Annotated in this window: 29 protein-coding genes and 3 pseudogenes; 20 read left to right on the top strand and 12 right to left on the bottom strand. The window is 67.2% G+C overall.

The annotated features are described in order from the left end of the window. Window position 1: 1 nt before the first annotated feature. Window positions 2-1,153: a M81 family metallopeptidase gene (locus ACILR9_RS28370; protein WP_395713337.1), complete on the top strand. Its 1,152-nt coding sequence runs from the start codon at window positions 2-4 to the stop codon at window positions 1,151-1,153. Then, complete coding sequence (locus ACILR9_RS28365; RefSeq protein ID WP_395713336.1) at window positions 1,060-1,515, top strand: MlrC C-terminal domain-containing protein; 456 nt, start codon at window positions 1,060-1,062, stop codon at window positions 1,513-1,515. The genes ACILR9_RS28370 and ACILR9_RS28365 overlap by 94 nt, the downstream gene beginning before the upstream one ends. Before the next feature lie 286 nt (window positions 1,516-1,801). Here the strand turns inward: ACILR9_RS28365 and ACILR9_RS28360 are convergent, their stop codons facing one another. Both ACILR9_RS28360 and ACILR9_RS28355 read right to left on the bottom strand, forming a co-directional pair. Beyond that, window positions 1,802-2,857: a prolyl hydroxylase family protein gene (locus ACILR9_RS28360; protein ID WP_395713335.1), complete on the bottom strand. Its 1,056-nt coding sequence runs from the start codon at window positions 2,855-2,857 to the stop codon at window positions 1,802-1,804. Window positions 2,858-2,956: 99 nt separating this feature from the next. Further along, window positions 2,957-3,760: a dienelactone hydrolase family protein gene (locus ACILR9_RS28355; protein ID WP_395713334.1), complete on the bottom strand. Its 804-nt coding sequence runs from the start codon at window positions 3,758-3,760 to the stop codon at window positions 2,957-2,959. Window positions 3,761-3,975: 215 nt separating this feature from the next. Between ACILR9_RS28355 and ACILR9_RS28350 the strand changes: the two genes are divergently transcribed. Further along, window positions 3,976-4,383, top strand: a complete 408-nt coding sequence (locus tag ACILR9_RS28350) for a hypothetical protein (protein WP_395713333.1) — start codon at window positions 3,976-3,978, stop codon at window positions 4,381-4,383. A 103-nt stretch (window positions 4,384-4,486) separates the two neighbouring features. Here ACILR9_RS28350 and ACILR9_RS28345 read toward each other — a convergent pair whose 3' ends face one another. Then, window positions 4,487-4,681 carry a hypothetical protein gene (locus ACILR9_RS28345; RefSeq protein WP_395713332.1) on the bottom strand — a complete coding sequence of 65 codons (195 nt, stop codon included), beginning with the start codon at window positions 4,679-4,681 and terminating at the stop codon, window positions 4,487-4,489. 50 nt (window positions 4,682-4,731) lie between these two features. Between ACILR9_RS28345 and ACILR9_RS28340 the strand changes: the two genes are divergently transcribed. Next, window positions 4,732-4,980 carry a hypothetical protein gene (locus tag ACILR9_RS28340; RefSeq protein WP_395713331.1) on the top strand — a complete coding sequence of 83 codons (249 nt, stop codon included), beginning with the start codon at window positions 4,732-4,734 and terminating at the stop codon, window positions 4,978-4,980. A gap of 102 nt (window positions 4,981-5,082) precedes the next feature. Continuing rightward, complete coding sequence (locus ACILR9_RS28335; RefSeq protein WP_395713330.1) at window positions 5,083-5,505, top strand: GNAT family N-acetyltransferase; 423 nt, start codon at window positions 5,083-5,085, stop codon at window positions 5,503-5,505. A gap of 905 nt (window positions 5,506-6,410) precedes the next feature. On the opposite strand, the gene ACILR9_RS28330 is transcribed toward ACILR9_RS28335, so the two are convergent. The 8 genes and pseudogenes from ACILR9_RS28330 to ACILR9_RS28295 all read right to left on the bottom strand — a co-directional run bounded on the left by ACILR9_RS28330 (window position 6,411) and on the right by ACILR9_RS28295 (window position 13,388). After that, window positions 6,411-6,848: a hypothetical protein gene (locus ACILR9_RS28330; RefSeq protein ID WP_395713329.1), complete on the bottom strand. Its 438-nt coding sequence runs from the start codon at window positions 6,846-6,848 to the stop codon at window positions 6,411-6,413. After that, complete coding sequence (locus ACILR9_RS28325; protein ID WP_395713328.1) at window positions 6,845-8,044, bottom strand: acetate/propionate family kinase; 1,200 nt, start codon at window positions 8,042-8,044, stop codon at window positions 6,845-6,847. The genes ACILR9_RS28330 and ACILR9_RS28325 overlap by 4 nt, the downstream gene beginning before the upstream one ends. A 6-nt stretch (window positions 8,045-8,050) precedes the next feature. After that, window positions 8,051-8,833 (bottom strand): enoyl-ACP reductase FabI, encoded by a 783-nt coding sequence (gene fabI, locus ACILR9_RS28320; protein ID WP_395713327.1) that lies wholly within the window; start codon window positions 8,831-8,833, stop codon window positions 8,051-8,053. Between the two features lie 200 nt (window positions 8,834-9,033). Further along, window positions 9,034-9,996, bottom strand: a complete 963-nt coding sequence (locus tag ACILR9_RS28315) for a phosphate acetyltransferase (RefSeq protein ID WP_395713326.1) — start codon at window positions 9,994-9,996, stop codon at window positions 9,034-9,036. Next, the gene (locus tag ACILR9_RS28310; protein WP_395713325.1) at window positions 9,989-12,187 is read right to left on the bottom strand and encodes a DUF3141 domain-containing protein; all 2,199 of its coding nucleotides are present in this window, start codon (window positions 12,185-12,187) and stop codon (window positions 9,989-9,991) included. The genes ACILR9_RS28315 and ACILR9_RS28310 overlap by 8 nt, the downstream gene beginning before the upstream one ends. A 127-nt stretch (window positions 12,188-12,314) precedes the next feature. Then, complete coding sequence (locus tag ACILR9_RS28305; protein ID WP_395713324.1) at window positions 12,315-12,530, bottom strand: hypothetical protein; 216 nt, start codon at window positions 12,528-12,530, stop codon at window positions 12,315-12,317. Continuing rightward, window positions 12,527-13,042, bottom strand: a pseudogene (locus ACILR9_RS28300) (transporter); the annotation flags it as partial. The gene ACILR9_RS28305 and the pseudogene ACILR9_RS28300, both read right to left, overlap by 4 nt. Before the next feature lie 37 nt (window positions 13,043-13,079). Further along, the gene (locus ACILR9_RS28295; protein ID WP_395713323.1) at window positions 13,080-13,388 is read right to left on the bottom strand and encodes a DUF1622 domain-containing protein; all 309 of its coding nucleotides are present in this window, start codon (window positions 13,386-13,388) and stop codon (window positions 13,080-13,082) included. Between the two features lie 136 nt (window positions 13,389-13,524). On the opposite strand from ACILR9_RS28295, the pseudogene ACILR9_RS28290 reads away from it, so the two are divergent. The 10 genes and pseudogenes from ACILR9_RS28290 (at window position 13,525) to ACILR9_RS28245 (ending at window position 22,031) form a co-directional block, all read left to right on the top strand. Beyond that, a pseudogene (locus ACILR9_RS28290) lies at window positions 13,525-14,813 on the top strand (DUF2254 domain-containing protein). Between the two features lie 33 nt (window positions 14,814-14,846). Next, complete coding sequence (gene ppk2 / locus ACILR9_RS28285; RefSeq protein ID WP_395713322.1) at window positions 14,847-15,644, top strand: polyphosphate kinase 2; 798 nt, start codon at window positions 14,847-14,849, stop codon at window positions 15,642-15,644. Window positions 15,645-15,722: 78 nt separating this feature from the next. Then, complete coding sequence (locus tag ACILR9_RS28280) at window positions 15,723-16,799, top strand: hypothetical protein (protein WP_395713321.1); 1,077 nt, start codon at window positions 15,723-15,725, stop codon at window positions 16,797-16,799. Window positions 16,800-16,835: 36 nt separating this feature from the next. Further along, window positions 16,836-18,230: a DUF2252 domain-containing protein gene (locus ACILR9_RS28275; protein ID WP_395713320.1), complete on the top strand. Its 1,395-nt coding sequence runs from the start codon at window positions 16,836-16,838 to the stop codon at window positions 18,228-18,230. Window positions 18,231-18,302: 72 nt separating this feature from the next. Next, a pseudogene (locus tag ACILR9_RS28270) lies at window positions 18,303-18,456 on the top strand (transcriptional regulator); the annotation flags it as partial. Between the two features lie 91 nt (window positions 18,457-18,547). Next, complete coding sequence (locus tag ACILR9_RS28265; RefSeq protein ID WP_395713319.1) at window positions 18,548-18,850, top strand: helix-turn-helix domain-containing protein; 303 nt, start codon at window positions 18,548-18,550, stop codon at window positions 18,848-18,850. A 19-nt stretch (window positions 18,851-18,869) separates the two neighbouring features. Further along, window positions 18,870-19,121: a DUF6127 family protein gene (locus tag ACILR9_RS28260; RefSeq protein ID WP_395713318.1), complete on the top strand. Its 252-nt coding sequence runs from the start codon at window positions 18,870-18,872 to the stop codon at window positions 19,119-19,121. Between the two features lie 8 nt (window positions 19,122-19,129). After that, the gene (locus ACILR9_RS28255) at window positions 19,130-19,618 is read left to right on the top strand and encodes a hypothetical protein (RefSeq protein ID WP_395713317.1); all 489 of its coding nucleotides are present in this window, start codon (window positions 19,130-19,132) and stop codon (window positions 19,616-19,618) included. A gap of 3 nt (window positions 19,619-19,621) precedes the next feature. Further along, on the top strand, window positions 19,622-20,029 hold the full coding sequence (locus ACILR9_RS28250) for a hypothetical protein (protein ID WP_395713316.1): 408 nt from the start codon (window positions 19,622-19,624) through the stop codon (window positions 20,027-20,029). Continuing rightward, window positions 20,019-22,031 carry a hypothetical protein gene (locus tag ACILR9_RS28245; protein WP_395713315.1) on the top strand — a complete coding sequence of 671 codons (2,013 nt, stop codon included), beginning with the start codon at window positions 20,019-20,021 and terminating at the stop codon, window positions 22,029-22,031. Before ACILR9_RS28250 ends, ACILR9_RS28245 begins: the two co-directional genes overlap by 11 nt. On the opposite strand, the gene ACILR9_RS28240 is transcribed toward ACILR9_RS28245, so the two are convergent. Next, the gene (locus tag ACILR9_RS28240; protein ID WP_395713314.1) at window positions 22,000-22,200 is read right to left on the bottom strand and encodes a hypothetical protein; all 201 of its coding nucleotides are present in this window, start codon (window positions 22,198-22,200) and stop codon (window positions 22,000-22,002) included. The two genes, ACILR9_RS28245 and ACILR9_RS28240, sit on opposite strands and share 32 nt — an antisense overlap. Window positions 22,201-22,458: 258 nt before the next feature. Between ACILR9_RS28240 and ACILR9_RS28235 the strand changes: the two genes are divergently transcribed. The 5 genes from ACILR9_RS28235 to ACILR9_RS28215 all read left to right on the top strand — a co-directional run bounded on the left by ACILR9_RS28235 (window position 22,459) and on the right by ACILR9_RS28215 (window position 25,407). Next, entirely contained in the window at window positions 22,459-22,737 is a 279-nt protein-coding gene (locus ACILR9_RS28235) for a hypothetical protein (RefSeq protein WP_395713313.1), read from the top strand. 25 nt (window positions 22,738-22,762) lie between these two features. Then, entirely contained in the window at window positions 22,763-23,074 is a 312-nt protein-coding gene (locus tag ACILR9_RS28230) for a hypothetical protein (protein ID WP_395713312.1), read from the top strand. A gap of 131 nt (window positions 23,075-23,205) precedes the next feature. Further along, window positions 23,206-24,675, top strand: a complete 1,470-nt coding sequence (locus ACILR9_RS28225; RefSeq protein ID WP_395713311.1) for a hypothetical protein — start codon at window positions 23,206-23,208, stop codon at window positions 24,673-24,675. Then, window positions 24,672-25,016, top strand: coding sequence for a hypothetical protein (locus ACILR9_RS28220; RefSeq protein WP_395713310.1), 345 nt, complete (start codon window positions 24,672-24,674; stop codon window positions 25,014-25,016). The genes ACILR9_RS28225 and ACILR9_RS28220 overlap by 4 nt, the downstream gene beginning before the upstream one ends. Window positions 25,017-25,170: 154 nt before the next feature. Beyond that, window positions 25,171-25,407 (top strand): hypothetical protein, encoded by a 237-nt coding sequence (locus ACILR9_RS28215; RefSeq protein WP_395713309.1) that lies wholly within the window; start codon window positions 25,171-25,173, stop codon window positions 25,405-25,407. Window positions 25,408-25,575: the final 168 nt, after the last annotated feature.

Raw genomic sequence — 25,575 nt, 5'->3', positions numbered from 1 at the left:
CATGGCGTACCGCGTCCTGATCGCGCAGTTCATGCACGAGACCAACACCTTCTCGATGCTGCCGACCACGCTCGAGGATTACCGCAAGCGCTGGCTGATCGAGGGCGAGGCGATGGTGCCGCATTTCACCGGCACGCGGAATGAGGTCGGCGCCTACATCGATGCCGTGAAGAAGTACGGCTGGCAGCCGGTGTGGGCGGGCGCGGCCAACGCCACGCCCTCGGGCAAGCTGACGCGCGAGTGCTGGGAGACGATCCGGGATCGCATCGTCGGCGTGGCGCGCGCCGCCGGAAAGCTCGACGGCATCTGCCTGTCGCTACATGGCGCCATGGTGACCGAGACCGAGGACGATGCCGAGGGTGCGCTGCTCGAGTTGCTGCGCGGTGTCGTCGGCGCCGACGTGCCGATCGCCACGACGCTCGACCTGCACGCCAACGCGACAGAGCGCATGGCCACGAACGCCAATGCGCTGGTGAGCTACCGCACCTATCCGCATATCGACGGTTACGAACGGGCCACGCAGGCGGCCGCGTTGGTGCAGCAGGCGATGGACGGCAAGAAAAGGCCGCGCTGCCTGCTGGTGCAGCCCGCCATGCTGGAGGGCGCCGAGCACGGCCGCACCACCAAGCCGGGGCTGATGCTGGATATGCTGGCCAAGGCCGACCGGTTCGAGCAGGAGCCTGGCATCGACGTCGTCAGCATCCAGGCCGGTTTCACCTGGGCCGACATTCCTTATACCGGCCCATCGGTTGCGATCAGCCACGAGCCCGGCGTCGAGGCGCGCGCCCGCGCGATCGCGCACGAGCTGATCGACGACATGTGGCGCCGTCGCGAGGAGGGGGGCGCCAGCACCTACCAGCCGATCGCCGACGGCATCGCCGCCGCGCGCGCCGGTGCCGGCGCCGGAGAGAAGGGGCCGCTGGTGATCGCCGACGGCACCGACAATCCCGGGGGCGGCGGCTACAACGACACCACGCCGGTGCTGCAGGCGCTGATCGATGCGGGATCGACAACGTCGCGTTCGGCACCATCTACGATCCGGCGACGGTGCAGCAGGCGATGCAGGCCGGCGTCGGTGCCGAGATCGAGGTCAGCCTGGGCGGCCACACCGACCCGACGATGGGCGCACCGATCAAGGCCAGGGTGGTGGTGAAGATGCTGTCCGACGGCGTCTTCAAGAATGACGGGCCGATGAATGCCGGCGTCGAGACCACCATGGGCCCCACGGCGGTGCTGCGGCTGGACGGCATCGACATCGTCACCATCTCGCGCCGCATCCAGACCATCGACCTGCAGGTCTTCCTCAGCCAGGGCATCGACCCGACGGCGAAGAGCGTGCTGGTTGTGAAGAGCGTCCAGCATTTCCGGGCTGCCTACGGCCCGATCGCGCGCGAGGTCATCGTCGTCGACTCGGGCGGCATCTGTTCGCCCGACATCGGCCGCCTCAAATTCACCCGCCTGCGCCGCCCGATCTGGCCGCTCGACGGCGTCAACGATCCGCTGTCGCGGGCGTGACTCGATTGCTGCTCATCCAATCGATTAGTCTGAAGTTCCGCTCTTGAGAGAGCCAACTTTTCTGCATGGTCGTCAAGTCGCTCGACCCAGCACAAATGCCGATCGCATCGATCCTTTTCGCTCTAGACGCTGAGAGAAGTCCGCGGGAACTTCAGATTAGATTAGCGAAGGACCTCATCGCCGCCGGGCTCAAGGTGCTTTGGATCTTCTGGCGATGAGATCCTTCGCTGCGCTCAGGATGACATGAGAGCTTAGGATGACACGAAAGAGGTGCCCTCGAGGCTGCCTATTTCTGCCGGAAGAACGTCGTCAGCACGAAGCGGCGGCCACGCGTCACCGGCAGCACCTGGTGGAGGAGGGAGCAGGAGAAGACGGCGGCGCTGCCGGCGGGCGGGCTGACGCGGACCGCGGCGTATTCGGGGAAGACCAGCTCGCCGCCGTCGAAATCGTCGTTGAGGCTCAGTGACACCGCAAAAGCGCGGTCGGCCGTCGTCGGGGCGCCATTGTCGCGGTGGGCACCGAAAAAGTGCTTGCCTTCGGCCGAGTACGACAACACGACATGCGCGTCGAAGGTGAATTGCCGATCGAAGGCGAACGCCTTGGTGAGCTCGGGGCCGATGCGATAGGCCAGCCGGTCGGAGATCGCCTTCAGCATCATCGGCTCGACGACGGTGTAGTCCTCGGTGCGCTTCAGCTCGGCGACGTTGACGTTGCCGTAGCGGCTCGACACGCCGCTGTCCTTGTGGTCGCCCTTGCTCCACAGGCGGATCACCTGGGTGCAGAACTCCGGCTCGAAGACGCGCGGCAGCACCAGCACCGGCGCCATCGGAGTGGCGAGACGCTGGTCGGCGCCGCCGTCGGCGCGTACCGACCGGGCGATCGCGGCCATCGCCTCGGCCGAGGCCGGCAGCACGCGGCTGTCGAAGCTCGCCGCCACGCGCTGGTTGGGATCGAGCACGATCGCGCGCAGCCTCACCAGCCCGCCGCCGGCACCGAAGCCCAGCCCACCGGCGCCTTGCGCCAGCAGGGCGGGGAGGAACTTGCGCTCGGCGTCGCACAGCAGCAGCGGCGTCTCGGCGCTGCCGCCCAGCCTGGCCCACGGCGATGCGGCATCGGCCACGCGATCGCCGGCGAGCACCACCGGCACGACAGCCGCGTCGGCGCAGGCGGCGAGCCAGGCGGCGAACGGCGGCGCCTCCAGCGTCGCCAGCGTGTCGACGGCGAGCAGGCAGACCGGCGCGCCGGTGAACGACCAGACGAACTTGCGCAGCTTGCCGTCGAGCCCCGGCAGGACGAAATCCGGAACGCGGTCACCGGGACGCAGGCTGGGCGCGTTGGTCATCCCGTTCGTGTGCAGGCTGGCCGATTCCCTGTCAAGCTAGTTGACCCGGGGGCGCCGACCCAGCTTGAAAATTCGCGAGCGTGGGACCGAGGTTCGTTCCTACTGCACCTTGAGCCGCGCATCGAGGAAAGCCTTCGTCATCGCGAACGAATCGGCCGCCGCTTCGGGGTTGCTGCCAAACATGTGGCCGGTACTGGAGAGCATGGGCGAGTAGGCAATGTCGAAGCTGTGCAACGCACCGGGATAGACCTTGATTGCAGGCGGACGGGCCTGGTGGGCTCTCGCCTCAACCGTCCTGACGCAGAGGTCGGCCGGAGTCCAGGTGTCGTTCTTGCCGACCAGAATCAGAAGGTCCGTGGCAAACGGCGTCAGGATCTTCCCACCCGAGCATGGGGGGTAATAGGCGACCGCCGCCTGGAACGGGCGGCCGCCGCGTCCGACAGGAATTTCTTCGCCGATTGCGGCATAAAGGGTCGTCCCGCCACCGTGGGAGAACCCTATGATCCCCATCCGATCGGCCTGGATGTCGGGCAAGGTGCGCAGATAAATCGCGGCGTTGTGGGCGTCCTGCGCACGCAGGGTAGTGGGGATGAAGTTCGTGTGGTCGCAGAGGCTGCGTTGATTGCGTGGCCCGAAACTGTCGACGATCACCGCGGCGTAGCCCCAGCCGACCAGACGACCCGCCCAGGCCCGGGTGTTGTCAGTGACGCCGCTGCAACTATGCAAGACCAGCACCGCCGGGAACGGACCGGCTCCGGCCGGCCGCCACAGTTCCAGAACAGCGCCGCTGTTTGGCCCCCCGACCGAATTCGCATCGTAGGTCAGCGGCTCTCGCATGGACTGCAGGCTTGCGCAGTGCGCAAGGACAAACGGCAACACCAGTGCGAGTGCTGCCTTCGCCAATAACGTTGGGTATCGCATAGAGCCTCATCGCCGTGGCGGTTGTCGCGATGCTAGCACCCGGGCTGCGCGCGTTGTGTAACCCGGGTTACACAACCGCCCGCTTTTTTGCAGGAGCCATGGGGCTCAGGCTCCGGGGCCGCCGCATCGATCAGAGATGAAGCAAATCCTTGACGGATCGAGTCAGGACAGGACAATTGCAACCAAAGGAGGCGATCATGAAGCTAGGGTTGTTTCTCGCGACTTTGATTGGGCTCGCGGGTGCTTCTCACATCTCCGGCGCGGCAGACGCGTCGTGGGCTGCCGTTGGCGCCCTGGAGAATGGCATGTCGACGTCGTGCGGTGGCGGCACGGTGAGTACCGGGCCGGAATGGACCAGCCCTGCCTACGGGCAGGTCGACATAAAGGGGAACACGCTCACTTTTAAGAGCACGAGCGCAATACGGAACCATTCATTCACCGTCGATTTGAAGGCGCTGCAGCCTGATGGTTCCGGAAAAGTTGTCGGCATAGACAAGGATAATAGAGAGTTCTACCTGACGTTCGAGCCGGGCAGCGGAGCCCGGATATTCCATATGACCTATCGCTATAAGGCTTGCCGGCGCGTTTACACGCCCAAGGCATAGTGATTTCTGATGATTTGGCCCGTCTCCGATGCATCGGCGAGGCCGCTGATGCGGCCAAGGCCAGCCGCGGGATGACAGCACCGCCGCCGCAGCGGCGTCGTCGTCAGCGGAAGATGCGCCAGCCGACATGATAGGTCGGCTCGCCACTGCTCGTGTCGGCCGGATAGAGGCCGCCGCGATCGTCGGTCTGGTAGACGGTGACGTGGCGGTCGATCTTTGAACAACCGGTCAGGAGAGCGGCGGCAATCGCACCCACGCCGGCGGCACGCGCACGCCGGACCAGGCCTGTGGCTCTCACAGGACACCTCACTCTCAAACGCTTTAATGCGATCGTATGTCACGGACCTGATGGTCCTGATCGGCAAGGACGACACTTGGACTCCGGCCGACCTCTGCCTCGGGACGGTTGCGGCGAGAGCCAAAGACCCCCGTCCGCCCGCCATCAAGGTCTACCCCGGTGCGCTGCACAGCTTCGACCTCGGCACCTTGCCCGTAGTCACCAGTTCCGGCCACATGATTGGCGGCAATCCCGAAGCGGCGGCCGATTCGTTCGCGATGACGAAGGCTTTCCTCGATGCCCGGCTCAAGGCGAAGTAGCCGAACCAACCCCCGGTTCCACGCTCGCGAATCTTCAGACCAAGTCGGTGCCCGGCGCCCGCTGGGATTTCGCGCGCGTGGGGTGGGCGCTATAGGAACGGCATGATTCGCAAGGCAACGATCGCGGATGCGCCGCGCATCACCGAGGTGCGCCACGCCGTGCGCGAGAACCGGCTGTCGCCGGGAAATGTTTCCCGGGTGGCCGACACCGCGGGCTGGCTCTACGAGAACGGCACCTTCTGGGTGTGGGAGCAGGACGGTGCGGTGCAGGGCTTCTCGGCCGCCGACCCGCGCGACGGAACGATTTTCGCGCTGTTCGTCCATCCCGACTACGAGGGCCGCGGCATCGGCCGCGCGCTGCTGCCGCTCGCCTGCGAGGACCTGCGCCGGGCCGGGCACACGGTGGCGACGCTCACGACGGACCCCGGCAGCCGCGCCGACCGTTTCTATCGGCTGAACGGCTGGACCGACAAAGGCCGCGAGAAGGGCGAGGTCGTCTTCGAGCTCGCGCTGAAGCCTGGCTAGAGCTTGATCGTCTTAGGTTGAACCACCAAAGCATGGCCTCGCCATGAGGAGCGGCCGTAGGCCGCGTCTCGAAGGGTCGGCCCAATCACGTCTGTTGCCGACCCTCGCCGACGCCATCCTCGATCGCATCGTCCACAACGCCCACCTCCCAAGCTCAAGGGCCACTCGCTGCGCACGAGGCTCGTCTCGCCGGTCAAGCCCACCTGACCGGCCGCATCAACCAAGGCCGTTGATATGTGGACGATCCGCTGCGTGGACCGGCGGCGCTTCCCCATCGCGATGGCAAACGACAAGCGCCAGCAGGCGTCCGCCACCTCGGCCGATATCGAGCGGAATCGATGGCTGGCTTCAATCGGAATCAAGTGGCCGACATCAATCGGAATACTCGGCCGAATTCAGCGGAATCCGCATCCAAGGCTCCCACCGATACTCGACGAACCGGGTGAATCGCTCGATGAACGGCGCCCGCGCCGCCTCGTTTGCGCCCCGGGTGCAACCTATTTTCGGGGCCTCGGTGCGTGGGTGGTGGCAGCCGATGAGGCTCCGCCGAGGTGTGGGAAGCGGAAGCGGCGAGGCCGGCGTGGGAACCGGCCTCCCGCCTTCCGCCGATAGCGTGCGCTCGCTGTGTGTTTGGCGGGCGTGCGAGGGAGCACCGGCTGCGCGCGACTCGTTGCGGAGCCGCAAGCGACGCTTGCCCCCCGCTGGGCCTGTAACCTTCAGATTCCGATCCTGACGTGCGATGCGCGCGACAAAGAATTTGTCATCCCGAGCGTCGCGAGGGATCTTTTCTGTTGCCTCAAAGGTCCCTCGCTGCGCTCGGGATGACAGCATTGCGTCGCGAGGAACTTCCCTCGTTCGGTGGCTTCCTTGCCTGTTCCAATCGGCGGGAGACGTGAGAGCCCGCCTCACCCCCAGCTCAGGGTCACGCCGACATCGCCCAGCATGCCGCCAGGATAGTCGAGGATCTCGTAGCGGATGTGGTAGCCGCGCGGCTGGAGTTGGCGCTTCCAGAATTCGTAGATCTCTTTCGGGATGCCGGTGAGCGTCGCCTCCCAGCCCGGTTCGGCTTGGTTGATGGCGCGGCCGTTGTCGGTGCAGAGCGTATGGGGAAAGCGATACACCTGCACCGAGGTCAGCCCGTTCTCGACCGCGCGGTTGACGATGACGGAAGCCTTCTCGACGATCTCGTCGTCGCTCAGGCCGGACGGCTGGGTCATCCGGTCCAGCAACTCGCGCTTCTCCGCTTCGGCCGCCTCGTGCGCCTTCAGCGCCGCCGACGCCTTCGCTGCCTCGGCGAGCGCGATCTTCTGCTGCAGCTCCTTGACGGTGAGAATCTTGGTCATGGCTGCTCTCCCTCCTGGTTCAAGGCCGCGCTGGTATAGCGGGCAATCATCCGTTCCTCGTCGGTCGGCACGACCAGCACCGGTCGCGCCCCTGCTTCATTGATGCGGCGCTGTCCGCCGCCAGCCCCGTTCCGAACAGGGTCAAGCGCAAAGCCCAGCCAGGCGCATCCCTGCACCACCTCGGCTCGCGTCGCGGCGTCATTTTCGCCGATCCCCGCGGTGAAGACGAGAACGTCGACCCCGCTCATCGCCGCCGCCAGCGAGCCGATCTCGCGCACGATCCGATAAACGAACAGAGCGACCGCGTGCGCCGCCGCGGGTTCGGCGGACTGGCGAAGCGTCCGCATGTCGGAGGCGATGCCGGAGACGCCCAGAAGGCCCGACTGTCGGTAGAGCAGGTCTTCGAGGCGCCTGGCGTCGTAACCGTGCTCTTCCATCAGGTAGAGCAGCACGCCGGGATCGAGCGTGCCGGTGCGCGTGCCCATCATCAGTCCGTCCACCGCGGTGAAGCCCATGGTGCTGGCGACGCTCCGGCCGCCTTGCACCGCGCACAGGCTGGCGCCGTTACCGAGGTGGGCGATGATCAGGCGCTGCCCGGCAAGATCGGGCTCGCTCTCGCGAAGGCGGGCCACGATGTAGTCGTAGGAGAGGCCATGGAAGCCATAGCGCCGCACGCCTTCGTCGGTAAGCGCGCGCGGCAGGCCGAACTCCTGGGCCAGCTCGGGCTGGCTGCGATGGAAGGCGGTGTCGAAGCAGGCGATCTGCGGCAGGTGCGGTGCCGCCTCGGCGATCACCTCGATCGGCGCCAGATTGTGCGGCTGATGCAGCGGCGCCAGCGGGACGAGGGTGGCGAGCCTGGCGAGGACGGCCGCATCGACCCGGGTCGGCTGCGAGAACCAGACACCGCCGTGCACGACGCGGTGGCCGAACGCCGCGACCGGCCGGCCAGCCAGCAGGGTGCGGCCGAGTTCCAGGAACTCTGCCGTGGCGCGGCGATGGTCGAGCGTGCCATCGGGCCAGCTCTGCTCGGCGACGGTCTTGCCCGATCGATCGGAAACCTTCAGGTGTGCCGCACCGCCCAGGCGCTCGATCTGGCCGTGATACAACAGCACGCCGTCAACGCCCGGCTCATAGAGGCCGAACTTGATGCTCGACGAGCCGGCATTGAGGACGGTGATGACGCCGGGATCGCTCATGGAATGTCAGGACACGATGTTGGCGCCGCCGTCGACATAGACGGTGCCGCCGGTGATGCGATGGGCGAACGGCGTCGCCAGGTAGGCGCAGGTCCAGCCGACATCCATGATGTCGACCAGCTCGCCGAGCGGCGCCTTGTGCGCGGCCTCGTTCAGCAGCAATTCGAAATCCTTGAGACCGGAGGCGGCGCGCGTCTTCAGCGGACCGGGCGAGATGGCGTGCACGCGAATGCCGCGCGGCCCGAGCTCGTAGGCCAGGTAGCGGCATGACGCCTCCAGCGCCGCCTTGACCGGGCCCATGACGTTGTAGTTGGGCACCACGCGGTTGGCGCCGTAGTAGCTCATGGCGAACATCGTGCCGCCGTCTCTCATCAGCGGCGCGGCGAGCCGCGCCATGCGCACGAAGGAATGGCAGGACACGTCCATTGCCTTGGCGAAGCCTTTGGCCGAGCAGTCAAGCAGGCCGCCGCGCAGGTCGTCGAGCGGGGCGAAGGCGATCGAATGGACCAGGATGTCGAGGCGTCCCCAGCGCCGCTCGATCTCGGCGAACACCGCTTCGAGCTGGCCGGGCTCGGAGACGTCGAGCCCGAGCGCGATCGGCGCCTCGAGAGCGCGCGCCAGCGGCTCGACATAGGCACGCGCCTTGGCGTTGAGCCAGGTGACGGCAAGGTCGGCGCCGGCATCGCGGAAGGCGCGGGCGCAGCCGTAGGCGATCGACTGGTCGTTGGCGATGCCGACGACCAGGGCCTTCTGGCCTTGGAGGACGGGGCGGATGGGCTGGACGCTCATGCGATCCTGCACGTCTCGAATTCCTTCCCCATTTTACGTCATCTTACGGGGGAGGTGCCCCCAAAGGGGGCAGAAGGGAAAGGCCTCAAGCGAGGTCCATGAAAATCCGACGTCGGACTCGGGGAAATCTCGCGTGTGGCTTGCCCCGTATGACCGTGCACCTTCCCCGATTAGGGGGGAGGGATGGAGAATGATCGTCCTCACGCGAGCGCCGCCGCGGCGTTGGCGCGCCTCGCCGCGGCAACCAGGACGGCCACCGCGCACGAGGCGAGCCGGGTCGAGAGCGAGTCGGCGCGGCTGGTCAGGATGATGGGCACGCGGGCGCCCAGCACCACGCCGGCGGCATCGGCGCCGGCCAGGAAGGACAGGCTCTTGGCCAGCATGTTGCCGGCCTCCAGGTCGGGCACGACCAGCACGTTGGCGCGGCCGGCGACTGGCGAGGCAATATTCTTGATCGCGGCGGCCTCCGCGCTGATGGCGTTGTCGAGCGCCAGCGGGCCGTCGAGCACGCCGCCGGTGATCTGGCCGCGGTCGGCCATCTTGCACAGCGCCGCCGCCTCGATGGTCGAGGGCACGCGCGGGTTGACCGTCTCCATGGCCGAGAGGATCGCCACGCGCACCTCGGCGACGCCCAGTGCGTGCGCCAGATCGATGGCGTTCTGCACGATGTCGACCTTGTCCTCGAGGCTCGGCGCGATGTTCACCGCGGCGTCGGTGATGATCAGCGCTTCGGGGTGGCTCGGCACGTCCATCACGAAGCAATGGCTGATGCGCCGCGCGGTACGAATGCCGCTGTCGCGCGCCACCACGGCGCCCATCAGCTCGTCGGTGTGCAGGCTGCCCTTCATCAGCGCCTGGGCGCGCCCGGTGCGCACCAGCTCAACGGCCTTGAACGCCGAGTCGTGGCTGTGCTGGGAGGCGATCAGCTCGAACGGGCTGATGTCGAAATTGTGGCGCGCGGCGACGTCGATGATCCGGGCCGGCGGCCCCACCAGGATGGGCTCCAGCAGGCCGAGGCGTGCGCCCTCGACCGCGCTGTCGAGCGAGACGGCGTCGCAGGGATGGCAGACGGCAGTCGGCATCGGCTCGTGCTTCCGCGCGATATCGATCAGCCGGTCGTACTTGGCATGGGGGCGCACGGGCCGCGCGGCGGTGTCAGGCATCGCTGGGGGACTCTCCGAACAGCTCGGCAATATGGCGCAGCCGCCGTTGGCCCTCTTCTGGCAGGGGACCGCTCGCCAGCAAGACGTCGCGGATCGCTTGCCAGCCCGTGCGGCGAAGGGCTTCGTCGTCGGGCAGCAGGTGCGGGATCGCCGCGACGGCGCGCCCCTCGTCGAGACGCAGCAACAGATACTGGTTGCGGAACAGCGCCTTGACCTCGCCGGCGCCGAGGCGGCGGTTGGCCGGCTGCAGCTTGCGCAGCGCCTGCAGCACCCTGAATCCGCGCTCGTCGACGCTGCCCTGCGGCTGGCGGACATGGATGACGGCGCGCGCCACCGCTGCCGGCAGGCCGCCGACCTCGAAGCGGGTCTCAAGCTCGGCCTCGGCATGGGCCGCCATCGCCTCGCGCGCGAGATCACGCTCGATGCGGCGATGTGGCCTGGTGGAGCCGTTCGGGGCCGCGAGCCCGACCATCGCCTGCAGCCAGGGCGAACCGTAGGTCGTGACGAACGCCGCTTCGGTCATGGCGTCGCGCGCCACGCGATAGCTCTCCCACCAGGTGGTGATCATGCTCGATGCCATCTGCTCCAGGGCGAGCAGCGGATTGTCCGCCGCGACCGGCTTGCGGTCGGCACGCACGCTCTCGGCCAGCGCCTCGATGGGCGCCATCGCCGGGTTCCTGTCGGAGAACATCGCGAATCGCATCCGATTGGGATGCATCTGGCGCGCCATGTCGGCCGACTGCGCGCCCGCCGCCACCGTCACCGTCGGCCGGGCGAAGGTCGCGTAGAGGCCGTGATTGATCTCCGAAACACGCGCCACTGTGGCGAAGCGCTGGTCGTCTTCGGCGTCGTTACCACCGAGGGCGCGAATGTCGCCAAGCGAGCGTGCTTCCAGCCGGAACAGGTACTTGCCGTGGATCAGCTCCGAATTGGCGGTCTCGCCGTCGACCTCGCTGATGACCGCCTCGTAGAGGCCGGGCGGCAGGAGATCGATCATCTCCATGCACGATGCGAGCTCGGCGTGCTCGCGCGTCGCCACCTTGCCGGAGACGAAGATGCCGAGATGCCCGATCGACTGGTGCAGCGTGTAGACGATGGTCTGGCCGTTGGTGACGATCTCCGTATCCTCCTTGTAGAGGTCGGTGATCCAGCCCAGCGCCTGCTGCGGCGGCGTGATGTTGTCGCCGTGCGAGCACAGCACGATGATCGGCGAGCGGATGTTGCGCAGGTCGACCCGCCGGCCATCGGACGTGTGGATTTCACCCGAGGTGAGCTTGTTGCCGACGAACAGGTTGTCGGCGATCCACTGCATCTCGTTCGCGTTCAGCAGCACGGGGCTGCCCCACCAGGTCTCGAAGTCGAGGAAGCGGTGCGCTTCGCCGTCGACATTGGCGTAGAGATTGTAGGGCTTCTGCCAGTACGTGTTGGCCGGGTTCAGCGATTCGAAATTGGCGACCAGGTTGGCGCCGTCGAAGATGCCGTGCCCGAGATCCCCGGAGAGCGCGGTGAGCCACGTGCCGCCGAGCGTTCCGCCGATATAGCGCATCGGGTTGGCGCCGCGCACCCCGGCCCAATAGGAGAGCGGCGACCCGGCCAGCAGGATCGGGCCGAACAACTCGGGCCGGATCGCCGCCGTCATCATGATCTGCCAGCCGGCCTGGCAGTTGCCGACTGTCACCGGCTTGCCGTCGGCGTCGGGATGCAGGCGGGCGATGACCTCCAGGAAATGCGCCTCCGCCGTGCAGACATCCTCGATGGTCTGCCCCGGCACCGGCTCGGGCAGGAAGCCGACGAAGTAGCAGGGATGGCCCGATGCGAGCGCCACGCCGATCTCGCTGTCGTGCTTCATGCCGCCGATGCCGGGACCGTGGCCGGCGCGCGGGTCGACGACCACGAAGGGCGGCTTGCTGGGATCGATCGTCGTGCCGTCCGGTGCCACGATGCGCACAAGCATGTAGTTGACGGGCCGCGGCAGGGTGCGGCCGTCGACGACGAGCTCGAAGGGGAAGCCCAGCACGTGCGGGGCATCCGACCGGGTGCGCTCGAGATAGGTGTTGCCGCGTTGGCGCAGCGTATCGAGGGTCAGGATCGTGCGCTGCCACGCATCGATCCAGTAATCCTGGGCGAAGGTGAAGCCCCAATTGGCGGACATCTGGTTCGCGGGCATCTGGCTGTCGGGGGCTGCGGACATGGTGCGCTCCCACGCACGAGGAAGAACCTGAGGCAAGCTGAATAGAGGGATTGGTAACGGCCCGCTTTGCGCTTGGTCAAACATTTCCGCGACGCTGCAGTGACGCTTGGGTTACGCTTCGCGGGCATCAGCCGCCCAGGACGACAGCGACGAGGACCAGGCCGACCGCCAGCGAGGCAATTGCCGTGCCGGTCTTCCAGCGATTGGCGCCGGCATGCTGCGCCCACGAGTAGCCGACGAGAAAGAGCAGCACGATCTGGGCTGCGTTGGCCAGTCGCAGTGCCAGCGTCGCGTCGCCAATCAGCAGCAGCGACACGATGGCGGGGAGGGCGGTCGCGGTCACGAGCAGGCATACGATTCCCGCCGCGGCGTAGTCGTCCTCGCCGATGCCGACACGCGACGTATTCGCATGGCGCAGGGCATCGACCAGTGCCCGTCGCACAACAGCGCGAGCGAGCGAAATTCGCCCAGCCGGACATTGCCGCCGCTATCGGCGTTGAGCTGGTTGTAGAGATACCCCGCTACATCGAGGTAGAGCGCATCGCCGAACGACCACGATGTCGCGGCGTCGACATGGCCGTCGAGCCCGCTCTGGTAGCCGGTCTGCGGGTTGACGAAGTTGTAGGTGAGGCCTGCGGTCAGCGAGGCCTCGAAGCAGGAGGACGCGAGGAAAGTGTAGCCCAGTCCGCCGTGGATCGCCCAATGGCCGATGCCGACGCCGGCCAGCCGCGCGGGGTCGTAGATGCCGGTCGGCACGCTGGCCAGCGAATAGACCATGAAGTTGTGGTCGCCCCGCTGCCACTTGAGTGACGCCATTGGGTAGAGGTCGCTCAGGCCCGTGGCCATGTCGCTGCCTTGCGAGAAGGGCCATGAACAGCGCTGACGAGAGGCGTCATCGGCCCAGCCCGTCGGGGCGGTCCTTCTGCCATGGCCAGCGCCCTGTCACCTCCAGCTCGAGGGCGAAGCTGAGCAGCGTCCGGATCGCGACAATGACCGCGAGCACGCCGAGATTGTACAATGTCGGCTCCACGGCCACGGTGCCGATGATGTCGGCGATCACGAGAAACTCCAGCCCCAGCAGGATCGCGCGTCCCAGATCGGCGCGCAGCCCGTGATAGGCTTCCTGGAAGGTCATGCCGCGAGCCATGCGAACGACGCTGGCGAGGCAGGCCAGGAGAGCACCCGCGATCAGGATGAGCACGCCGATCAGCTCGACGATGCGGCCGGCGCCGGAAGCCTCGCACCATGGTCATGGTGGCGCTGGGGGTGCCGATCACCATGGCCGTCACTTATAGTGCGGCAGGCCGCCTGGGCGGTGCACGCCGGCGGGAAGGGGAATGAGCTGGATCACGCGATATCGGATCGTCGACTTCGTCCGCTCCTCTTTCTGGTTCTTCCCGTCGCTGGCGATGCTGGCGGCGTGGCTGATCGCCAAGTCGATCCTGTGGTTCGTGCCCGATCCGAACTGGCCGCGTTTCGACAGCACCGACATCGAGGCGGCGCGCGTGTCGCTGTCGGCTTTCGCCGCCTCGATGCTGACCTTCGTGGTCTACGCCGTGTCGGCGCTGCTGCTCGCCGTCCAGCTGGCCAGCGGCCAGACGACTCCGCGCCTGATCCGCATCACCTTCGGCCGCTGGGAGATGAAGCTGGCGACCAGCACCTTCGTCTTCTCCTTCGGCGTCACCCTGGTGGCCCTCGCCAACATGACCGAGGAGAGCCGCCACGCGGTGCTCACCGTGCTGGCCATCGTGGGCAATGTCAGCTCGGTGCTGGTATTCTTCTGGTTCGTGCAGGGCGTCGGGCTGGGGCTGCGGCCGGTCGCCATCCTCCAGCAGATTTTCCTCGACGGGAAGCAGGCGATGGACACCGTCTACGAGGGCGCTTTCGATCCCACGCAGGCCGAGGGTGGCCAGACCGACGAGCTGGCCGGCCGCGACAGCCGCATCTTACGCCGGCTCGGCCCGTCGGGCACCTTCCTGGCCTTCGGCACCAGGCGCCTGGTCGCGCTGGCGACGCGCGCCGGCTGCACCATCGAGCTGATCCCGCAGGTCGGCGACTTCGTCTCGACCGACGACCCGCTGGCGCGCATCTATCCGCCCGACGCCTCGATCGACGAGGCGACGCTGAACGACATGGTCGCGTTCGGCGCCGAGCGCACGGTGCGGCAGGACCCGATGTTCGCCTTTCGCATCATGGTCGACATCGCGAGCCGCGCCCTGTCGCCCGCCGTCAACGACCCGACCACGGCGACGCTGGCGATCGACCAGATCCACCGCCTGCTGCGCTACGCCGGCCTGAGGAATCTCGACAATGCCGGGTGCGTGATGCGGCGGGCGGGCTCCGCCTGGTCTTCCCGACGTCTGATTGGGAGGACATCGTCGATCTCGCCGTCACCGAGGTCCGCCAGTACGGCGCCTCGAGCACCCAAGTGGCGCGCCGGCTGCGCGTCATGCTGGAGCATCTGGTGGATCGCCTGCCGGTGTCGCGCGCCGGCGCCCTGCAGGGCCAGCTCGGGCTGCTGCAGCGCAATGTAGACCGCAGCTTCGCCGAACCGGAGGATCGCCAGCGCGCCAGCGTCGGCGATGTCCAGGGGTTGGGCGGTTCTTCGTTGCGCAGCGATCTGTAATATGGGCCCGGGCCCGATCGTCGGGAGAAAGACATGGCAAAGCAGGCGCCGGACAAGATGAAGCGCAAGGACTACGAGAAGGAGCTGTTGAAGCTGCAGACCGAGCTCTGCCATCTCCAGGCCTGGCTGAAGCAATCGGGCGAGCGCGTAATCGTCGTGCTCGAGGGGCGCGATGCCGCCGGCAAGGGCGGCACCATCAAAGCGATCACCGCGCGGGTCAGCCCGCGCACCTTCCGGGTCGTCGCCCTGCCGGCGCCGTCGGACCGCCAGAAGACGCAGATGTACATGCAGCGCTATGTCGAGCATTTCCCGGCCGGCGGCGAGATCGTGATCTTCGACCGCAGCTGGTACAACCGCGCCGGCGTCGAGTACGTCATGGGCTTCTGCACCAGGGAGCAGCATCGCCGCTTCCTCGAGCTCTGCCCGGTGGTCGAGCGCTTCCTGATCGACGGCGGCACGCGGCTGATCAAGATCTGGCTCGAGGTCGGCCAGGAGGAGCAGGAGCGCCGCTTCAAGGCGCGCATCGAGGACCCGCTGCGCCAGTGGAAGCTTTCTGGCATGGATCTCGAATCCTACAAGCGCTGGTACGAGTATTCGACGGCGCGGGACATGATGCTCGACTACACCGACCGCGATCATGCGCCGTGGCATATCGTCCATTCCGACGACAAGAAGCGGGCGCGACTCAACGTCATCGCCCACATTCTTTCGTCCATTCCCTACGAGAAGGTCAAGCATGCCAAGGTCGTGCTGCCGGCCCGTGTGACCAGGGACAAGTACGACGACAAGGCGAGCATCGCCGGCCGCCGCATGGTGGAGGAACGCTACTGAGCCGCGGCGTGCCATCGGCCGGGCGGTTGCTTGCGGAAGATCAAGGCGGCGAGCGCCTGATGGCTGCAGGATGAGATTGTGAAGATCGGTCTCGCGCTCCTCGCCGTCCTCGCCGCGACCGGCGCCTGCAGCAGCATCGGCCCGCCGTCGGTGGTGCGCGACCGGGCCGACTACAGCGCCGCCATAGGCGATTCGTGGAAGCAGCAGACGCTGCTCAACATCGTGCGCCTGCGCTATGCCGACTTCCCGGTGTTCATGGAGATCGCCCAGGTGGTCGCGGGCTACCAGCTTCAGACCACGGTGGGCGCTGGCGTCTCGGCGCAGAACTACCTGACCTCGGCGGTCAACGTGCCGGCCGCCGTCGCCGGCACCGCCGCGCTGGGCGCGACCTACATCGACCGGCCGACCATCATCTACGCACCGCTCACCGGCAACGACTTCATTAAGAAGCTGATGTCGCCCATCCCGCCGAGCGCGGTGCTGTTCCTGCTGCAATCGGGCTACTCGGCGAGCAACGTCATGCGCATCGCCGTCGATTCGATCAACGGCGTCTCCAACGACTCGCGGCGTGGCGCGATGGGCCGGCCGGCCGATCCGGATTTCATGCGACTGGCCGATCTGCTTACCGAGCTGCAGCGCGACAATGCGCTGCAGATCCGCATCGAGCGGGCGAAGGACGCATCCGACACGACCCTGATCGCCTTTCCGCCGGTGCGCGAGGGCCACGCGGCGGCGCCGAAGATCGCCGAGGTGCGGCGCATCCTCAACCTCTCCGGCCGGACGACGACATACCTCGTGCGGTTCGGCGGCTATTCGGGACGGCCCGACGATATCGCGATGACGACGCGCTCGATGCTGCAGATCATGATCGAGATGGGCCTGCTGGCGCAGGTGCCCGAGGCCGATGTCACGGGCGGCCGGGCGACCCCGGCTCTGGCGCCGGACGCCGGGCAACCGCCCCTGATCGACATCCAGAGCGGCCCCGCGGCGCCGGCCAATGCCCATGTCGCGGTGCCCTACAAGGGCCGCTGGTTCTGGATCGCCGACACCGACGTGCGCTCGAAGTCGATCTTCGGCGTCGTCATGCTGCTGTTCTCGATCTCTGATGTCGGTGTGCGCACCGCGCCGCCGGTCGTCACCGTGCCGGCCAATTGATACCGACCCGACAGTGTGATTCAGGAGACGACGACGATGGCCAGGAAGCGCAGCCAGCCCGACGACAGGGAACCTCAGTTCGTGCCGCCCGACGAGCGGCGCGACCGCGGCAAGGCGCTGCGCGCCGACGTGCCGCGCGAGGCGCACGGCCAGTGGAAGCCGGGCAAGGACCGGCGCGACGTCGTCGACATCCTGGTCGAGTCCAACCGTGGCCGCATGCCGGAGCTGGTGCCGCTGCGCTTCGCCCGCATGATGCAATCGCCCTTCACCTTCTACCGCGGCTCGGCGGCGGTGATGGCGGCCGACCTCGCGACCACGCCGGCCTCCGGCATTCGCGTGCAGGCCTGCGGCGATGCCCATCTGAGCAATTTCGGCGGCTTCGCCACGCCCGAGCGGCGGCTGGTGTTCGACATCAACGATTTCGACGAGACGCTGCCGGCGCCCTGGGAATGGGACCTGAAGCGCCTGGCGGCGAGCGTGGTGGTGGCCGGGCGCGACATCCGGCTTTCCGAGACGGAGGCCAACCGCGCTGCACGCGCCACCGCGCGCTCCTATCGCGAGCACATGGCCGATTACGCCTCGATGCACGCGCTCGAGGTCTGGTACGACACGATCGACGTCGACCGCTTCCTCAAGGCGATGGAATCGGAGGAACGGCGGCGCATCGTGGCCGAGCGCATCGAGAGGACCGAGGCCAGGAACACGCCGGAGTACATCTTCCCCAAGATGGCCGAGCATCGCGGCGCCATGCCCACCATCAAGGACGACCCGCCACTGATCTTCCACCCGACGCGCGAGCAGGCGCCCGGCCAGGAGTCGCGCTACGCCGAAGCGATTGCCCGCTATCGCAGCTCGCTGGCCGAGCCGATCCGCGTGCTGTTCGACCGCTTCCACCTCTGCGACGTCGCCTTCAAGGTGGTGGGCATCGGCAGCGTCGGCACGCGTTGCGCCGTGGCGCTGTTCATGGCGGCCGACGATGACCCGCTGTTCCTCCAGGTCAAGGAGGCCAACCGCTCGGTGCTCGAGCCCCATGCCGGCGCGGCGAAGCACAAGAACCACGGCGAGCGCGTGGTGATTGGCCAGCGCCTGATGCAGTCGGCGAGCGACCTGTTCCTCGGCTGGGCACAAGTGGAGAACGGCAGCCACGTCTATGTCCGACAGCTGCGCGACATGAAGATCAGCGCGGTGATCGAGAGCTTCGACGCCGGCGACCTCAGGGACTACGGCCGGGTGTGCGGCTGGGCGCTCGCCCGCGCCCACGCCCGCTCGGGCGACCCTGCCCTGATCGCGGGCTACATGGGCGCCAGCGAGGCGTTCGACGACGCCATCACCGATTTCGCCGTCGACTACGCCGACCAGACCCACAAGGATCACCGTGCCTTCGTGAAGGCGATCCGCCAGGGGCGGATCGAGGTGGCGCAGGAGGGGTGAGGCTTCCGAGACCGTAAGGCTCTCGAGGCGCGCGCTGAAGGGCTGCACGAAGCGTTCCCGCGTGCAGATGCTGCCCGCCTGAAGGTGCGCTCGCAGACGCTCGAAGCCCTGGAGAAGTCGGATGCTGCCGGCACGATCCATCTGGGCACGCCGCGCCGTCGAGGCGCTGGACTGCACGCTCGTCTACGCGCTGGTGCCGAACAGCTCGCTGGACGGGGCTGTGAAGGGAATGATCGGGCGGACCGGATTGGGGATCAACACGGTTTCCAGACGGCAATCGAGGCCTATAGTGGTCGCAGCCCAAGGAGGGGCAGACCATGCCGATGACCATCATCTGGCGCGATCCGATCACGCCCGATCGACCCGCAGTCTTCTGGGGTGCCGAGATCAAGCGCCTGCGCGAGGCGCAAAATTTGTCGCAGCGGCGCCTGGCGTCTCTGGCGGGCGTCGATCGGGCATCATTGGCGCGCTTCGAGCTGGGACGTTCGCGCGGCAACCTGGAACTCCTCGAGAAGCTGGTCGCAGTGCTGGGTTACGAAATCGACATGATGTGGCATGGCTTCGTTGGCGGCAGGTTGCCGCCACCGTCGCCGGTTGGTCTGTTAACGCATGCCGTCTGACGTTCTAATGGCGACCGCCATGGACCAGACTTTCACCTTTACGCAGGCGCAGCTCCATTCACTGATGGAGGAAGCTTCGCAGCGCGGGGCCCGGCAAGCGCTCGCCGCTATCGGCCTGGGCGACGAGCATGCGCTGCGCGACCTGACCGAACTCCGTTCTCTGATCGACGCTTATCGCGCCATCAAGCGCAGCATGCTGGTGACCTTTGGCAAGGCGATGGCGCTGGCAGTGGTGTCCGCTCTGGTCGCCTACTTCTGGTTTCGCCACTAGGCCCGGCTGTGCAATCGATTGCACAAGATGGTGGCTCAGGTGGCGTCGCCCATGTGGTGCCGTGCGCTTTTACCCTCGACGCTATGCTGGCGGCGGCATTCGACACACTTCACGGCGCCTTGCGGCGACGACGCTTCGACAGCGTCGCCGTCGGCTACAGCCGCGCGGGCGCACTACGACTTGTGCGCGATCTCGGCAAACCACTGGCGCGTTACGGCATTGGTCTGTCCCGGTCGGCCCTGCGCGCCCGCGGCGTCGATGTCTGGTACGAGATCGCCTTTCGCCCCTTTGGCTTGCGCCACGGTGACAGGGTGGCTTCCGACCCGCTGGTCAGCGCATCGGTCGTCGCCGTGGACTGCAGCACTCGTCCGGAGCGCTGTCTCGGCGTATTGGGATTGATCCGTCCGCACGGCTTTGCTGCACTGCCTGCAACGCTCATTGCTGTCGACGAGGTCGGTCCCAGATTCATCTACTGTACCAATGTTGTTGCGTATTGATCCATGGCACCATCCGACAAGCCTTGGCCGACCAGGCGTGGTCGACGCAAGCCGCTCGACGTTCTTGCCGCACAAGAAGAGCTTGCTCAGGCTCTTCGGAAGCGATTTCTCGACGCGATCGAAGCGGAAGGCTCTCGGCCCTTGACCGATGTGGACGCGACGAAGCACATCGGAGCCTATTCGAAGGCGCTCGACGGGCTGATCAAGCTCCAGTTCGACCTTGGCCACCTGGAACGGATCGCGCCGGTGCGATGGACCACTCAGGAGTCGGTTCCTTCCGGAAGATCCTGGATGGATTACTCGCGCGTCGAGAGGGAACGAATGGGATATGAGTGGCTCACCAGGGACATGACCCCACTTCTGGACTCTCCATCGAAAGCGGCCTCCGACCCCGGCGGCGATGACGCCTGAGTTCCGTGCCGCACACGCACTGCTCAATGACGTAATCGACAGCGGCCAACACGTATTGGCGCATGCCGGCGACATCAATGTCGCCGGCCACGCGACTGTGCCTTGCGTCGAGCGCCACGCGTACATCATCCGGGCCGCCGCGCACTTCCGCAGTCTCGAGGCGACGGCCTCGGACTATGCCCGCCTGCCGGTCGACATCCAGACCTTCGTCGAAAGCCGCCGGTTCCTCGGGCGGCGGGGGATCGTCTATCCGGCGGTCATGGCGGAGCTGATCGAGCTCAATTCCGGCCGCTATGTCGAGAGCGTGCTGACCGGCGGCATCGGCTCGGGCAAGACGACGGCGGCGCTGCTGACCATGGCCTACCAGATCTATGTCCTGTCGTGCCTGAAGGATCCGCATCGCACCTTCGAGCAGGATCCGGCGGCCGAGCTGCTGACGGTGTTCCAGTCCCTCAACGCCCAGGCGGCGAAGAGCAACGATTACGCGCGTTTCCGCGCCATGATCGCGAGCTCGCCCTACTTCAAGCAGGCTTTTCCGTTCGATCGCGGGCTGGAGACCGAGATGGTCTTTCCGCGGCGCATCGTCGTGCGGCCGCTGAGCGGCAGCGTGCACGCCGCGATCGGCGCCAATGTCCTGAACGCCCTGATCGACGAGATCAATTTCATGCGCGTCGTCGAGCGCTCGTCACAGGCCGCCGACGGCAGGACCTTCGACCAGGCGCTCGAGATGTACAACGGCCTGGTGCGCCGCCGGAAGACCCGCTTCCTGACGGCGGAGCGGCTGCCCGGCATGATCTGCCTGGTTTCCTCGAAGCGCTATCCTGGGGAATTCACCGATCTCAAGATCGCCGAGGCCCGGCGCGAGATCGAGCAGACCGGCCGCACGCGGATCTTCGTATACGACAAGACGGTGTTCGACATAAAGCCGCAGGGCACCTATGGCGGGCCGCGCTTCGGCTTGTTCCTGGGCGACCTGGCGCGCAAGCCGCGCCTGCTGGCGCTCGGCGAGCCGGTGGCGGAGGCGGACCGGCACTTGGTGAAGCAGATCCCGGTCGAGTTCCGGTCTGAGTTCGAGCACGATCTGCTGTCGGCGATCCGCGACATCGCCGGCGCCTCGACCTTCGCGTTGCATCCGTTCCTGGTCAATACCGCGGCGGTGGCGGGGGCGTTCGGAGGGCGGCGGTCGATCCTGTCGCTGGAGCGGACGGATTTCGTCGCCTCGCGGCCGGTCATCTATCCCGGGCGGATCGAGCGTCCGGACGAGCCGCGGTTCGCCCATGTCGATCTCGCCGTGTCGGGCGACAGCGCCGGCATCGCCGTCGGCCACGTCGACCGCTTCGTCGAGGTGGCGCGCGGCGAGGGCGTCACCGAGACCCTGCCGCACGTCAGCTTCGATGCCATCCTCGAGGTCGCGCCGCCGCGCGATGGCGAGATCGAGCTCGAGAGCATCCGGCGGCTGTTCCTGCGGCTGGTCGAGCTGGGCATGAACCTGAAATGGATCACCTTCGACACCTTCCAGTCGCGCGACAGCATGCAGTTGCTGCGCCAGAAGGGGTTTCTCACCGGGCTCCAGTCGATCGATGTCGATTCCATGCCCTACGACGTGACAAAGACGGCGCTCTATGACGGACGCGTCGCCGCGCCGGCGCACGGCCGGGCGCAGGCCGAGCTGGTCAGGCTGGAGCGCGACCCGCGGACCGGTCGGATTGACCATCCGCCCAATTTTTCGAAGGACTGCGCCGACGCCATGGCGGGGGTCGTGTTCGGCCTCAGCTATCGCCGCGAGACGTGGGTGCGCCATGGCGTGCCGATGCACGGCAGCCTTCTGCAGATCGCCGGCAGGCTGGCGGACAGGGACGCGCGGTCGCTGGCCGCGGGGCGGGCGGGGGCGGAGAGACATGGCCTGTCGATTGCGACCGAGGGGGGCGCCACCGACGCGGGCGCGGCGGAGTGGGATGAACGCGCGGTCGTCAAGCCTGCCCGGCATCGTCCTTCACGATGAAGCGGACGTCGGCGATCACCGTCGCGAGGTATCCGTCTTCCAGCAGGCGCCGTCTGGCGCGATCGATGAAATCCTGGTCGTAGGCCGGGCGGTCTGCCGCATGCCGATCGAAGGCATAGGACCGGATCAGCCAGTCCCACAGGAAAACGTCGATGACCTTCCTTCCCATCGCGGCTCCCCCAATGCCGTGCGGGCACGTCGTATAGCGGGGCGGGCAAGTCAGGATCGCGACGCTTTGGTGAAAGCCTGCTGTCAATCGGCCTGGGCCCGCGCCCGCACCTTGCGGCGGCGCCGGCGCATGCGGTCGATCATAGGCTCGCGGGTGGTGGAGGGCGCAAAATCGTGTACTCTCGGCGCGAGGCCAGCTCGTGGAGCCGTCCGGGAGCGCCTCGTGTCGTTCTGCAGCGCAGGAGTTCCAGGGGACCCGATGGGCTTGGTCATTTCGCTTCGCACAGGCGAGGATTTCTTCATTGCCGACGAGCGCTACGTGCTGTCCGCAATCGCCGGGACGACGGTGCGCCTCGAGCGTCCGCGCGACGGCGCTGCCTTCGAGATCACCAATGACGAAATGCGCGAGATCGAGCCCGAGGTCCTGGTGCAGACCGGCGATCGCATGACGACGCGTGCCGCCCGGGTGCGCATCGATGCGCCGCGCAGCAAGACCATCCTGATCGGGCCGAAATACCGCATGGCGCGCAAGACATGACGTCCGGGCGAGGTGGGCAGCTCCGATGGCGCGCAACTTCCGGGTCACGCAAGAGGCCCTGAAACAGGCCGAACGCCTCGGCCTCGGCGCGATCGATGCCGAGGAGGTCGTCAAGGACATGGCGCGCCGCGCGTCGCGCATCACCCATCCCGCGGCCAACCGGCGGTACCGGAATTTCATCCTGTTCGTCACGCCTGATGACGTCGTGACCATGATCGGCGTCATGGGGCAGGGCGAGGCGAGCTATTTCGGCCAGCGCACGTATGACGAGCGCAGATCGGCCGAGAACGACGGTTCGTCCGGCGAAGCCGCCGTGGAGCGCACCAGGCGACGCTGACCCTCTCGAGCTTCGTCCCGCCCGCCGGCGTGGCGGCAGAACCGCACCGGCGCTGCCGGCGGCGCTGCCCGCGATAGCGCCTTCTTCCTAACGTGCCAAACGCGAGAGGGCGACGCGAAGGGGATGGACCGGTGACCGACGAGAACATGGCAGGGCGGACGGCCCCGGCGCGCGGCAAGCCCGAGGTGAGGGTTCGCGTGCTGGACACGGCGCAGCGCTCGATCATCGCCACCAACACGCGCGAGATCGAAGACGAGTTCAGCCCGTTCTATGGCAGCAGCCTGGAGGCGTCGGGCCAGGTGCTGAGGCCGCCGTACGAGCCGCGCGTCCTGGAGCGGCTGACGCAGGAGAGCAACGTGCTGGGCGCCTGCATCGAGGCCATGGTCGTCAATACGGACGGCACTGGCCATTCGATTGAGAAGGCGAACAAGGACCCCGACCGGGACGCCAACGAACGGGACGACCCGGTCGCTCTGAGGCTGGCCGCCTTTTTCGACGAGCCCTTCCCGGGCCAGTCGTTCGTCACCATGCGTCGCGATCTGCGGCGCGATCTCGAACGCGTGGGCTATGGCTTTCTCGAGGTCATGCGCAACTTCGAGGGCGAGGTCGTCTTCCTGCGAGCTACGCCGGCGCGCACGTTCCGTATCGTCCGCCTCGACGCGCCGATCGCGGTGGCGAAGGCGGTGACGCGCAATGGCATCCCGGTCTCCTACGAGATGATGCTGCGGGAGCGGCGTTTCTGCCAAGTGATGAGCGGCAAGCTGCTGTTCTTCAAGGAGTTCGGGGCCTCGCGCGAGCTCGACAAGCATACCGGACGGTGGGCGTCGGCCGACTGGCCGGTCGCGCCGCAGGACCGCGCCACCGAGCTGCTCTACTTCCAGACCGGGCAGGATCCCGACAGCCCGTACGGCGTGCCGCGCTGGGAGGGGCAGATCCCCTCGGTGATCGGCTCGCGCGCCGCGGAGGAGGCCAACATCGCCTACCTCCAGTCGGGCGGCCTGCCGCCGGCCCTGCTGATCGTGCAGGGCGGCTCGGTGGCGCGCGACGCCCGACAGGCGCTCGAGCAGCAGTTCGCTCCCGGACACAAGCAGCGCGTCGCCATCATCGAGGTGCCGTCGAGCGAAGGTACGCTCGATCGCGCTGGCGGCGTGAGCGTCTCGGTCGAGCGCTTCGGGCACGAGCGATCCGGCGACGCGATGTTCGAGAAGTACGACGACAAATGCTTCGAGCGGATCCTGCGGGCGTTCCGCTTCTCGCCGCTGTTCCTCGGCAAGTCGGCCGATTTCAACTTCGCCACGGCCTATGCGAGCTGCCTGGCGGCGGAAGCCCAGGTGTTCGGCCCGGAACGGGCGCACTTCGACGAGATCGTGACGCGCAAGCTTCTGCCCGCCCTGGGTGGCGCCGGCTATGTGTTTCGCTCCAGGCCGCTGCAGCTCACCGATGTCTCCCAGCAGATCGCCGCCCTCGGATTGGCCGCGAGGCTGCCGGGCGTCGAACCGCAGAGCCTGATCGAGGCGGTGAACCGGGTGGCCGGCCTCGATGTCGAATTCTCCCGAGCCGGCGCGACCGCCGGCGAACCCGACAAGGGGGTGACAGGATGACGATGGATTTGCACGGGCAGCGCAACGCCGCGCCAAACGAAGACGGAACGGCGCTGCTGCCGAGCGAGATCAACCACATCGTCGGCCCGGCGCCGACGCTGCTTGCGAGGCCTCCAGGCCGGCGCGTGCTCCACCTGATGGCCGACAAGGGCGGCTGGCGCATGGCTTTGGGCGATCGCACCGCTTCGATGCCGGGTGCCGAGTTCCCGGCTGCCTCCCTGACCGACGGCTCGGGCGTTGCCTACCTGGCCGCCGGCAGAAGCATGACGTTGAGTGGCCCGAGCCAGGTGACGGTGCGCGCCTATGCCAGCGACTCGGTCCTGACCTTCTGGTGGCTGTGACCTCGGCCCCCGATCAAGGCGACGCGAGACAGGAACGGAGGAGGCGAGCTTGAGCGAACCGAGATGTGAAACCGCAACACCGGACGGCGCGCCCGGCCCGGGCAATCCGGCCGACACTGCCTCACCCGCTCGCCGGTCGGCGTGCGGGTAGGGCTTGCCGGTGCTCGCCCTTCAGCCCAAGGCGGCTGTCGCCGCCGTCATCGTCCTGGTCGCGCTGGCAGGCGCTGGCTGGATCTACCACGAAGGCAAATCCGCGGGTGTCGCCCGCAATGCCTCGGCAACCCTGGAGAAGACCAATGAGGCCATCAAGCGCCGGGCAAAAGCCAATGCCGATGCTGTTGCTCTGCCTGACGACGATGCTTTCGACCGGCTGCGGCCCGGCCGCCGATAGCCGGGCCATCACCGCTCCCGATCCCTGCGTGTCGTTCAACCGCATTCAGGGCACCGATGCCCAGGTCGACGACGCCAAGCGCTCCCCCGACTCGCGCAAGGTGTGGCGGCCGCTCTTCGATCAGCTGAATGCGCACAATGATGTCTGGGACAGAACCTGCGCTAGGTA

The sequence above is a fragment of the Reyranella sp. genome (genome assembly GCF_044224635.1).
GTDB lineage: Bacteria > Pseudomonadota > Alphaproteobacteria > Reyranellales > Reyranellaceae > Reyranella.
The sequence above is the reverse complement of the archived record's forward strand: the minus strand, read 5'-3'. Positions and strand labels throughout refer to the sequence as shown.